Source organism: Mycobacterium sp. E802, assembly GCF_001666875.1.
In the GTDB taxonomy this organism is placed as follows: domain Bacteria; phylum Actinomycetota; class Actinomycetes; order Mycobacteriales; family Mycobacteriaceae; genus Mycobacterium.
In genome coordinates this window covers 1-700 of record NZ_LZJD01000085.1, presented here as the reverse complement: position 1 = coordinate 700, position 700 = coordinate 1, and the positions used below count along the sequence as shown (strand labels likewise).

General features: G+C 64.6%; 2 protein-coding genes. One reads left to right on the top strand and one right to left on the bottom strand.

Going from position 1 to position 700, the window contains the following annotated elements; all coding sequences use genetic code 11:
• A partial coding sequence (locus tag A5699_RS12910; protein ID WP_304528286.1) for a sigma factor-like helix-turn-helix DNA-binding protein occupies window positions 1–183 on the top strand: 183 nt, incomplete at its 5' end.
• On the opposite strand, the gene A5699_RS12905 is transcribed toward A5699_RS12910, so the two are convergent.
• Window positions 159–700, bottom strand: a 542-nt coding sequence (locus A5699_RS12905; RefSeq protein ID WP_067769796.1) for a sigma-70 family RNA polymerase sigma factor, incomplete at its 5' end; no start/stop codon positions are given. The genes A5699_RS12910 and A5699_RS12905 overlap by 25 nt on opposite strands.

The window sequence follows — 700 nt, the reverse complement described above, 5'->3', positions numbered from 1 at the left end:
CGCCACGTCGAGGGCTACCACTACCGCGAAATCGCCGCCCTGATGGGCACACCCGTCGGAACCGTGATGTCCCGACTGGCCCGCGGACGAAAGCGGCTGCGGGAGTTGCTCGCCGACGTGGCCCGGGACCGTGGCATCGGCCGCGACGCCGGTAAGGTTCAGGCTGCCGTGCCGTTGTCCTGACTCCGGGCCAGATACCCTCTGGCAACCGCAGTTTCGGCGAGCAGCTTACGCAGATTGCGACGCGCCCGGTGCAACCTCGACATCACGGTTCCGACGGGTGTGCCCATCAGGGCGGCGATTTCGCGGTAGTGGTAGCCCTCGACGTCGGCGAAGTACACGGTCATCCGGTTGGCCGCAGGGATCGCGTCCAGTGCGTCCGCGATGTCGTCGTCGCGCATCGCTTCGAGCGCTTCCACTTCCGCTGACCGCAAACCCGAAGATGTATGCCGCCCCTCGGCGGACACCTGCCAATCGGTGATGTCTTCACACAGTTGCTCACCCACGGCGCGTTGGCGGGCGCGATAGCTGTTGATCCAGTTGTTGTACATGATCCGAAACAGCCATGCGCGCGCATTCGATCCTGGCTTGAACGTGTGAAAACCGCTGTAGGCCTTGAGAAGTGTCTCCTGCACGAGGTCTTCGGCGTCGTACCGGTTGTGGGTCAGGCGGCGCGCACCACGTTCGATCTGCTCGACGC